Annotated in this window: 7 protein-coding genes; 4 read left to right on the top strand and 3 right to left on the bottom strand. The window is 68.6% G+C overall.

The features are described from left to right. The coding region (locus A5646_RS08865; RefSeq protein ID WP_197505150.1) for a LysR family transcriptional regulator substrate-binding protein at positions 1-595 on the top strand (595 nt) is incomplete at its 5' end. On the opposite strand, the gene oxc is transcribed toward A5646_RS08865, so the two are convergent. Beyond that, positions 579-2,339, bottom strand: coding sequence for an oxalyl-CoA decarboxylase (gene oxc / locus A5646_RS08860; protein WP_067021297.1), 1,761 nt, complete (start codon positions 2,337-2,339; stop codon positions 579-581). The two genes, A5646_RS08865 and oxc, sit on opposite strands and share 17 nt — an antisense overlap. Before the next feature lie 267 nt (positions 2,340-2,606). On the opposite strand from oxc, the gene A5646_RS08855 reads away from it, so the two are divergent. Beyond that, positions 2,607-4,202, top strand: a complete 1,596-nt coding sequence (locus tag A5646_RS08855; RefSeq protein ID WP_067021294.1) for a FadD7 family fatty acid--CoA ligase — start codon at positions 2,607-2,609, stop codon at positions 4,200-4,202. Between the two features lie 12 nt (positions 4,203-4,214). Here A5646_RS08855 and A5646_RS08850 read toward each other — a convergent pair whose 3' ends face one another. Then, positions 4,215-6,383, bottom strand: coding sequence for an elongation factor G-like protein EF-G2 (locus A5646_RS08850; RefSeq protein ID WP_066882015.1), 2,169 nt, complete (start codon positions 6,381-6,383; stop codon positions 4,215-4,217). A gap of 141 nt (positions 6,384-6,524) precedes the next feature. Further along, complete coding sequence (locus A5646_RS08845) at positions 6,525-6,950, bottom strand: TIGR03668 family PPOX class F420-dependent oxidoreductase (RefSeq protein ID WP_066882017.1); 426 nt, start codon at positions 6,948-6,950, stop codon at positions 6,525-6,527. A 175-nt stretch (positions 6,951-7,125) separates the two neighbouring features. Here A5646_RS08845 and A5646_RS08840 point away from each other — a divergent pair, with 175 nt between their 5' ends. Next, positions 7,126-8,208, top strand: a complete 1,083-nt coding sequence (locus A5646_RS08840) for a S1C family serine protease (protein ID WP_066868122.1) — start codon at positions 7,126-7,128, stop codon at positions 8,206-8,208. Positions 8,209-8,328: 120 nt separating this feature from the next. Further along, positions 8,329-10,101 (top strand): maltose alpha-D-glucosyltransferase, encoded by a 1,773-nt coding sequence (treS, locus tag A5646_RS08835; RefSeq protein WP_066868237.1) that lies wholly within the window; start codon positions 8,329-8,331, stop codon positions 10,099-10,101. Positions 10,102-10,121: the final 20 nt, after the last annotated feature.

Raw genomic sequence — 10,121 nt, 5'->3', positions numbered from 1 at the left:
TTCGGCACACCCGTTGGTGAAGGTGCACATCCTTTCCCGGCTCGCCGCAAGCGAACTGTACCGGCGCCTGCGCGAATTCGAGCTCGATGCCGCCATCGTGCACGCGGCGCCCGACGAGGCGCACGACGTGAACTTGGTCCCGCTCTACCAGGAGCGCTACGTGCTGCTGGCGCCGGCGGACATGGTGGGATCCGGTGCGGCCACGATGAACTGGGCGCAGGCCGCGCAATTGCCGTTGGCGTTGCTCACGCCCGACATGCGCGATCGCCAGATCATCGACAAGGCCTTCGCCGACCATTCCATCGTCGTCAACCCACAGGTCGAAACTGATTCCGTGGCATCGTTATTCGCGCAGGCATCGGCAGGCAACTGTGCGTCCATCGTGCCGCACACGTGGCTGTGGACGTCGCCGCTGGGCAGCGACATCCGGGCGGTGGAAATGGTTGATCCGGTGCTCAAAGCTGATGTCGCCCTGGCCACCAACTCCACCGGGCCCGGGACGCCGATCGCCCGCGCGCTGGCCACCTCCGCCGGACAGCTGACGCTGGACGAGTTCTTCGACGCGCAGCTGTTAGGGCTTACCCGCCGGCGTTGACCGCCGCAGGCGGTGTCGCCGCGCTGGCCGGGTTCAGGTTGGCCAGATGTCCGCTCTCCACCCCCGCCGCCGGGTCGAGTTCGCAGTCGATGATCGACGGTCCCCCGGCGCCGATCGCTTCGGCCAGCGCGGCGCGCAGCTCCCACGGGGTGGTGACGTGATATCCCTTGCCGCCGAACGCTTCCGCGAGCAGCTCGTGGTGCGCCCGGGCGTTCAACACGGTCGGTGCCGGGTCCGAGCCGCGCGCGGCGGTGCCGGGTGCGGCCTCGTCGCCGCGGTAGACGCCGCCGTTGTTGAGGATGACCACGGTGACCGGCAGGCGGTACCGGCAGATGGTTTCGATCTCCATGCCGCTGAAGCCGAATGCGCTGTCGCCCTCGATCGCGACCACCGGTTTGCCGGTCTCGACGGCCGCGCCGATCGCATACCCCATCCCGATGCCCATCACGCCCCAGGTGCCCGTGTCGAGCCGGTGGCGCGGCAGCTCCATGTCGATGACATTGCGGGCCAGATCGAGCGCGTTGGCTCCTTCGTTGACGACATACACGTCCCGGTTGTCCTGCAGGACGGAGCGAATCGCGCCCAAGGCGTTGTAAAACCGCATCGGGTGCGGATCGTCGGCCAGGCGCTCGCGCATCTTGGCGTCGTTGCGGGCTCTGCGCTCGGCCAGCTCGCCGGCCCACTCCGGTGGCGCGGTGATCGGCCGGGCGGCCACGCCGTCACACAGTGCCGACAGCACCGAACCGATGTCGCCGGCCAGCGGCGCGGCGATGCGCTGGTTGCTGTCGAACTCGCAAGCGGCGATGTCCACCTGCACGAATTTGGCGTTCGCGTTCCACTGCGGCGAATCCCCATGGCCCAGCAGCCAATTCAGCCGGGCGCCGACCAGCAGGACGGCGTCGGCCCGCGCGATCGCCAGCGAGCGGGCTGCCGCGGCCGACTGCGGGTGCGAATCCGGCAGTAGGCCTTTGGCCATCGACATGGGCAGGAACGGAATGCCGGTGGTCTCGACGAACTTCCGAATCACGTTGTCGGCCTGGGCATACGCCGCGCCTTTGCCGAGCACGATCAGCGGCCGCCGCGCTTGGGTCAGCACGTCCAGCGCACGGTCGATCGCGTCGGGCGCCGGCAGTTGGCGGGGTGCGGGGTCGACGACGCGCCAGATCGTGTCCGCCGCGGCGCCGGCGTCCATGGCCTGGCCCAGCACCTCGCCGGGGATGTCCAGGTAGACGCCGCCGGGCCGTCCCGAGACCGCGGTGCGAATGGCGCGCGCGATGCCGCGCCCGATGTCCTCGATCCGGCCGATCCGATAAGCGGCCTTGGCGAACGGCTTCGCGGCGTTGAGTTGGTCGAGGTCCTGATAATCGCCGCGCTGCAGATCCACCAGCGCTCGATTGCTGGAGCCGGAAATCTGAATCATCGGAAAGCAATTCGTGGTCGCGTTCGCCAACGCGGGCAGGCCGTTGAGGAAGCCGGGCCCGGACGTCGTGAGGCACACCCCGGGCCGGCGGGTCAGGAACCCGGCTGCGGCGGCGGCATTTCCGGCCGAGGTTTCCTGGCGGAAACCGATGTAGCGGATTCCGGACGCCTGCGCGACGCGGGCGAGGTCGGTGATCGGGATGCCGACGATGCCGTAGATGGTCTCGACGCCGTTGGCCTTCAGCGCGTCCACCACGAGGTGAAAGCCGTCGGTCAGGCGCGTCGGTTCCGGCGCCGGGATTCCAGATGCCGAAGCTGTGGACATGTGGCGACTCCTCGGATGCGTGCGGTCGGCGGGTGGGTGCGCCGGGGGCGGGTACTGCCGTAGCCATCACTGTGGCCCCAGCGCACACCGCGTGTCCAAGACGAAGGCGCTATCCGGCGATTCGCGTTGTCTATCGTGCCAGGTCAAAGCGCTGTGAGGGCAGTTCGATAGCCGGCGGTTATCGATCGTGAGCGAATCGATATTGGACGGCCGAGAAGGCCGCGCGGCAGGGTTGGCATCGGCAGCCGAAGTGGAAGGAGTGCGGCGATGACATCCGAGGCGATTGACAGCGGCGAGGGGTTGACCGAATCCGCGAGCCCCCGCCTGGCGGACCTGGTCGAGGCGGCGGCGCACCGGTCGCCGGAGGCGCGGGCGTTGGTCGTCACCGCCGACCGCATACCCATCAACTATCGAGACCTGATCGGGCTGGTCGATGATCTGGCCGCCCAACTGAAGGCCGGTGGCCTGCGGCCGGGGGATCGGGTCGCGCTGCGCGCCGGCAGCAACGCCGAGTTTGTCGTCGGGTTGCTTGGGGCGTCGCGCGCGGATCTCGTTGCGGTTCCGCTGGATCCGGCTCTGCCCCTGGCCGACCAGCGGGCCCGCAGCGAGGCGGTCGGTGCCCGGGTGGTGCTCGTCGACCAACCCGGTGACGCCGACAATGATCCGGCCGCGCCGCCGTGGTGGCCCATCGCGGTGACGGTCGGGCCGGACGGCACCGCCCCGGCGGTCAGCCTGGACGCCGCCGCGGCGCCCCGTCGCGAGGTGGCCACACCGCAGGGGTTGCGCGACGACGACGCCATGATCATGTTCACCGGCGGAACCACCGGTGTGCCCAAGATGGTTCCGTGGACCCACCACAACATCGCCGGGTCGGTGGCGGCCATCATCGCGGGGTACGGGCTGGGTCCGCGGGACGCGACGGTGGCGGTGATGCCGCTCTACCACGGGCACGGGCTGCTCGCCGCGCTGCTGGGCACGCTGGTGTCCGGGGGAGCGGTGCTGCTGCCGGTGCGCGGAAAGTTCTCCGCGCACACGTTCTGGGCGGACATCGAGGCCGTCGGCGCCACCTGGTACACCGCCGTCCCGACGATCCATCAAATCCTGTTGGAGCGCGCGCGAACCGAGCAGCCGGGCAGCACGCCCGCCCTGCGGTTCATCCGTAGTTGCAGCGCGCCGCTGACCGCCGAGACTGCCCAGGCGCTGCATGACACGTTCTCCGCGCCGGTGGTGTGCGCATTCGGGATGACCGAGTCGACCCACCAGGTGGCGACGACCGCCATCGACGGTGCTGGGCATAGCGAAAACCCCGGTGCCACACCGGGTCTCGTGGGCCGGTCGACAGGCCCGGAAATCCGGATCGTCGGGCCCGGCGGTCAGGCGCTGCCCGCGGAGGCCGTCGGCGAGGTCTGGCTGCACGGCCCCACCGTGGTGCGCGGTTACCTCGGCGACCCGTCCATCACCGCCGCCAACTTCACCGAGGGGTGGCTGCACACCGGTGACCTGGGCACCCTGTCGCCGGCCGGCGACCTTGTCATCCACGGCCGGATCAAGGAGCTCATCAACCGCGGCGGGGAGAAGATTTCGCCGGAGCGCGTCGAGGGCGTCCTGGCCAGCCACCCCGGCGTGCTCGAGGTCGGCGTGTTCGGGGTGCCCGACAAGCTGTACGGCGAGGCGGTGGCCGCGGTGATCGTCCCCCGCGGGTCGGCCGCGCCGACGCCCGACGAACTGGCGGCGTTCTGCCGGGACCGGCTGGCGCCCTTCGAGGTGCCGGCCGAGTTCCAGCAGGCCGACGAATTGCCGCACACCGCAAAGGGTTCGCTGGACCGCCGGGCGGTGGCCGAGCGGTTCGGTCGCAAAGCCTGACGCGCAGGCGCCCTAAACGGCGGCGTTCACCCGGGCGGCCGCGGACTCCGGCATCGGTTCGTAGCGGACGAACGACCGGGTGAACGACGCCGCGCCGTGCGCCAGCGACCGCAGGTCGATGGCGTAACGGGTCAATTCCACCTGGGGCACCTCGGCTTTGACCACGGTGCGCTCGTTGCCCGCGGTGTCCGAGCCCAGCACCCGGCCGCGCCGGCTGGACAGGTCACCCATCACCGCACCGACGTAGTCGTCGGGCACCAGGACCGAAATCTCGTCGATGGGCTCGAGCAGCGCCACCTTGGTCGCCGCGGCGGCCTCCCGCAGCGCCAGCGCGCCGGCCATCTGGAACGCGAAGTCCGACGAGTCGACGCTGTGCGCTTTGCCGTCGAGCAGCGTGACGCGGATGTCGACCACCGGGTAGCCCGCGTGCACGCCCTTCTCCATCTGGGCGCGCACGCCCTTCTCCACGCTCGGAATGAACTGGCGCGGCACCGCACCGCCGACCACCTTGTCCACGAACTCGAAACCCGAACCCTCCGGCAGCGGCTCCACCTCGATGTCGCACACCGCGTACTGACCGTGCCCACCGGACTGCTTGACGTGGCGACCGTGGCCTTTCGCCTTGCCGCCGAACGTTTCTCGTAGCGGGACCCGCAGTTCCACGGTATCGACGGTGACCCCGTACCGATTGGCCAGCGCGTCGAGCACCACCCCGGCGTGTGATTCGCCCATGCACCACAGCACGATCTGGTGTGTCTCGGAGTTCTGCTCGATCCGCAGCGTCGGATCCTCGGCGGCCAGCCGCCCCAGCCCCACCGACAGCTTGTCCTCGTCGGTTTTGGCGTGCGCGGCGATGGCGACCGGCAACAGGGGCTCGGGCATGGTCCAGGGCTTCAAGACCAACGGCTCGGACTTGTCCGAGAGCGTGTCACCCGTTTCGGCGCGGCTCAGCTTCCCGATCGCGCAGATGTCGCCCGCGACCACCGTCGCCGCCGGGCGCTGCTGCTTGCCCAACGGGAAGGACAGCACCCCGACGCGCTCGTCCTCGTCGTGGTCGGGGTGCACATGGCCCTGAGAATTGGAGCCGTTGCTGGCACCGAAGAACGACGCAAAATGGCCCGACACATGGACCGTCGTGTCGGGCCTGATGGTGCCGGAGAACACCCGGACCAGGCTGACCCTGCCCACGTACGGGTCCGACGTCGTCTTCACCACCTCCGCGAGCAGCGGCCCGTCCGCGTCACACGTCAGGGTGGCGTGCGGCGCACCGACCGGCGTGAAGACCTCCGGCAGTGGGTGTTCCCTCGGAGACGGGAAGCCGCGCGTGGCGACCTCCAGCAATTCCAGGGTGCCGACGCCGCTGCCGCTGCAGACCGGGATCACCGGAAAGAACGAGGCCCGCGCGACGGCCCGCTCCAGATCCGCGATGAGCACGGATTCGTCGATGGCCTCGCCCCCGAGATAGCGCTCCATCAGCGACTCGTCCTCGGACTCCTCGATGATTCCTTCGATCAGGGCGCCGCGCGCTTCCTCGATGTGCTCGGCGTCGGAGGGATTGGGTGACCGCACGGTGCGTGTGCCGCCGCTGTATTCGTAGCGCTGCTGCGACAGCAGTCCGATCAGGCCGCTGCAGTTGGGCAGGTCGGTGGGCAGGTAGAGCGGTAATACCTTGTCGCCGAACGCATTCTGTGCGGCGGCCAAGGCCTCGGCGTAATTCGCGCGGGTGTGGTCGAGCTTGGTGATCACCACGGCGCGGGGCATGCCGACCTGGTTGCATTCCTGCCATAGCGATTTGGTGGGCTCGTCGACGCCCTCGTTGGCCGCGATCACAAACAGCGCGCAGTCGGCGGCCCGCAGCCCGGCCCGCAACTCGCCGACGAAGTCGGCGTATCCGGGTGTGTCGACCAGATTGACCTTGACACCGTCATGCGACAGGGACGCCACGGCCACGCCCACCGACCGTTGCTGGCGGATCTCGGCGTCGTCGTAATCGCAGACCGTGCTGCCGTCGGCAACCGAGCCGCTTCGGGTCAACACACCGGCGGCGACCAACAAGGCTTCTACGAGAGTGGTTTTGCCGCCGCCCGACGGGCCCACCAGCACCACGTTGCGGATCTCGTCCGGACCGGTCGCGGTGGGGGCGTTCCCCGCGCCTTGGGAAGTAGTTGTCCTGTCGGCCATGACTTTCCTCCAGGTTGCCCGGGCGCACCGTTGCTGACCTCGCTAGCACCTAACTAGCTACCATTCACCCAACTTCGGTAGACCACAAGACCGTCGGGCCAGATCGAGTGGCCCACGCGCCGCGGCCGGCCGAGCCGCCGGTTAGTAGTGCCAGCCCGACCAACGCTGCACCGCCACCGCGATCACCGGGCCGTCCAGCGAAACCGATTGGTACTGGGGATATTTCGCGCGCAGCAGTTGGTATCCGAGGTCGGCGTCGTCCCCACCGGTGTGGATCGTGGCGACGCCGTCGGCGCGCACCCACCACAGCTGGGTCCAGTCGTCGGCGTAGTGATCGACCAGCAGGCTCACGCGGGGATTGCTGTCGATGTTGGCCAGGCGGCGCAGCCGCCTTGTCGTTTTCGGTTTCGCATCGACGGCCGTGTACACCACGTCGGATCCGTCCCGGGCATCGGTGGCGACCGCGAAGACCACCGGCACCACGTGCGGTTGGCCGCCGGGCCCGACCGTGGCCAGCCGGGCCACCGGGGACCCGGCGAAGCCGGTTTTGGGGTCGAATCCACCCACCGGGTCAGCCTAGGACCCGGGGTTAACGACGGCGCGGGTGCCGATGAGGCCGATCACAACCTGACACATGCCATGCATAGCTACCTGCATTACGGTTATATACACACAAATGTGCCGCCAAGAGCTTGAGGCCGGGACAGTTTGTTCTCTACCGCAAAGCAGGAGGGTGACACCGATGAGCAAATCGCACCGCCGCGCGGTCCGGTGGTCATGGTTGGTCAGCGTGCTGACCGTGGTCGGACTGGGCCTCGGCTGGGGATCCGGTGTGGGCCTTGCGCCGGCGTCGGCGTCACCATCGAACCTGGCGCTGGATCGGTTCACCGATCGCCCCCAGGCGCCGCTGGATCCGTCGGCGATGGTTGGTCAGGTCGGGCCGCAGGTGGTCAACATCGACACCAAGTTCGGCTACAACAACGCGGTGGGCGCCGGAACCGGCATCGTGATCGACCCCAACGGCGTCGTGCTCACCAACAACCACGTGATCTCCGGTGCCACCGACATCAGCGCATTCGACGTCGGCAACGGGCAGACCTACGCCGTCGACGTGATCGGCTATGACCGCACCCAGGACATCGCGGTGCTGCAACTTCGCGGCGCGTCCGGCCTGCCCACCGCCGCGATCGGCGGCGAGGCCACGGTCGGAGAGCCCGTCGTCGCGCTCGGAAACGTCAACGGCCAGGGCGGTACCCCCAACGCGGTGACCGGCAAGGTCGTCGCCCTGAACCAGAGCGTCTCGGCGACGGACACCCTGACCGGCGCGCAGGAGAGCCTGGGCGGCCTGATCCAGGCGGACGCCCCGATCAAGCCGGGTGACTCCGGCGGGCCGTTGGTGAACAACGCCGGGCAGGTGATCGGCGTCGACACCGCCGCCACCGACAGCTACAAGATGTCCGGCGGGCAGGGCTTCGCCATTCCCATCGGGCGCGCGATGGGCGTCGCCGGGCAGATCCGCTCCGGCGCCGGCTCGAACACGGTTCACATCGGCCCCACGGCGTTCCTCGGGCTGGGTGTGATGGACAACAACGGCAACGGCGCGCGGGTGCAGCGGGTGGTCGGTGCCGGTCCCGCCGGGGCCGCCGGCATCGCGCCCGGCGACGTCATCACCGGCGTCGACAACGTCGCGATCACCGGGGCGACGTCCATGACCGAGGTGCTCGTTCCGCATCACCCCGGCGACACCATCGCTGTGCACTACCGGTCCAACGACGGCGGTGAGCGTACGGCGAACATCACACTGGCGGAGGGTCCGCCGGCCTGACATCCACGCCGGCGAGACCCGGCGGTGGCCAATTCGTTTGTCACCGGGCGTGTTTCGTCACAAGCGTGTGGGCGTGATTCCGAAAGTCGCGCCTAGGGTACCCGTGGCATCGTGGATTTGATGAACGACGCAAGAGAAGCTGTCGAGCACCATCCCGAGGGGGGCAGCCACGTCCAGGACGGCGTAGTCGAGCACCCCGACGCCGAGGACTTCAACAACGCCGCCGCGCTGCCCACCGACCCCACGTGGTTCAAGCACGCCGTGTTCTACGAGGTGCTGGTGCGGGCCTTCCTGGACGCCAATGCGGACGGGTCGGGCGACCTGCGCGGGCTGCTGCAGCGACTGGACTACCTGCAGTGGCTGGGCATCGACTGCATCTGGCTGCCGCCCTTCTACGACTCACCCCTGCGCGACGGCGGCTACGACATCCGGGACTTCTACAAGGTGCTGCCCGAGTTCGGGACGGTCGAGGATTTCGTCGCGCTGCTCAACGCCGCGCACGAACGGGGGATCCGGGTCATCACCGACCTGGTGATGAACCACACCTCCGATTCGCACCCCTGGTTCCAGGAGTCGCGGCACGACCCCGATGGCCCGTACGGCGACTTCTACGTGTGGAGCGACACCAGCGAGCGCTACACCGACGCCCGGATCATCTTCATCGACACCGAAGAGTCGAACTGGACGTTCGACCCGGTGCGCAAGCAGTTCTACTGGCACCGGTTCTTCTCGCACCAGCCCGACCTGAACTATGACAACCCGGCCGTGCAGGAAGCGATGATCGACGTGCTGCGCTTCTGGCTCGAGCTGGGCATCGACGGGTTCCGGCTGGACGCGGTGCCCTACCTGTTCGAACGCGAGGGCACCAACTGCGAGAACCTGCCCGAGACGCACGCCTTCCTCAAGCGGGTGCGCAAGGTCATCGACGACGAATTCCCGGGCCGGGTGCTGCTGGCCGAGGCCAACCAGTGGCCGGCCGACGTCGTCGAGTACTTCGGCGACGCCACCACCGGCGGCGACGAGTGCCACATGGCGTTCCACTTCCCGCTGATGCCGCGCATCTTCATGGCTGTGCGCCGCGAATCCCGCTTTCCGATTTCGGAGATCCTGGCCCAGACGCCCGAGATCCCCGACATGGCGCAGTGGGGAATCTTCCTGCGCAACCACGACGAGTTGACGCTGGAAATGGTCACCGATGAAGAGCGTGACTACATGTACTCCGAGTACGCCAAGGATCCGCGGATGAAGGCGAACGTCGGCATCCGCCGCCGGCTGGCGCCGCTGCTGGACAACGACCGCAATCAGATCGAGCTGTTCACCGCGCTGCTGCTGTCGCTGCCCGGCTCGCCGGTCCTCTACTACGGCGACGAGATCGGCATGGGTGACGTCATCTGGCTGGGTGACCGCGACGGCGTGCGCACACCGATGCAGTGGACGCCGGACCGCAACGCGGGCTTTTCCAAGGCGAACCCCGGCCGGCTCTATCTGCCGCCCAGCCAGGACTCCGTCTACGGCTATCAGGCGGTCAACGTCGAGGCCCAACGCGACACCAGTACCTCGCTGCTCAACTTCACCCGGACGATGCTGGCGGTGCGGCGCCGCCACGAGGCCTTCGCGATCGGCAGCTTCGAAGAACTGGGCGGCTCGAACCCGTCGGTGCTGGCGTTCGTGCGGCAGGTGTCCGAGGACGGCGACACCGTGCTGTGCGTCAACAACCTGTCGCGGTTCCCCCAGCCGATCGAACTGAATCTGCAGCATTGGAGCGGGTGCACACCGGTGGAGCTGACCGGACACGTCGAGTTCCCGCGCATCGGCCACCTGCCCTACCTGCTCACCCTGCCGGGACACGGCTTCTACTGGTTCCAGCTGACCGGATGCGAGGAGGACGCATGACGACCCCCGCGACGAGGCAG

Source organism: Mycobacterium sp. 1245499.0, assembly GCF_001673615.1.
In the GTDB taxonomy this organism is placed as follows: domain Bacteria; phylum Actinomycetota; class Actinomycetes; order Mycobacteriales; family Mycobacteriaceae; genus Mycobacterium; species Mycobacterium europaeum_A.
This window is presented reverse-complemented; position numbering and strand designations above follow the sequence as displayed.

Excerpts from the sequence above, each read along its gene's own strand:
- oxc (WP_067021297.1), bottom strand. The coding sequence starts at position 2,339 with ATGTCCACAGCTTCGGCATCTGGAATCCCGGCGCCGGAACCGACGCGC.
- A5646_RS08855 (WP_067021294.1), top strand. The coding sequence starts at position 2,607 with ATGACATCCGAGGCGATTGACAGCGGCGAGGGGTTGACCGAATCCGCG.
- A5646_RS08840 (WP_066868122.1), top strand. The coding sequence starts at position 7,126 with ATGAGCAAATCGCACCGCCGCGCGGTCCGGTGGTCATGGTTGGTCAGC.
- treS (WP_066868237.1), top strand. The coding sequence starts at position 8,329 with ATGAACGACGCAAGAGAAGCTGTCGAGCACCATCCCGAGGGGGGCAGC.
- A5646_RS08850 (WP_066882015.1), bottom strand. The coding sequence starts at position 6,383 with ATGGCCGACAGGACAACTACTTCCCAAGGCGCGGGGAACGCCCCCACC.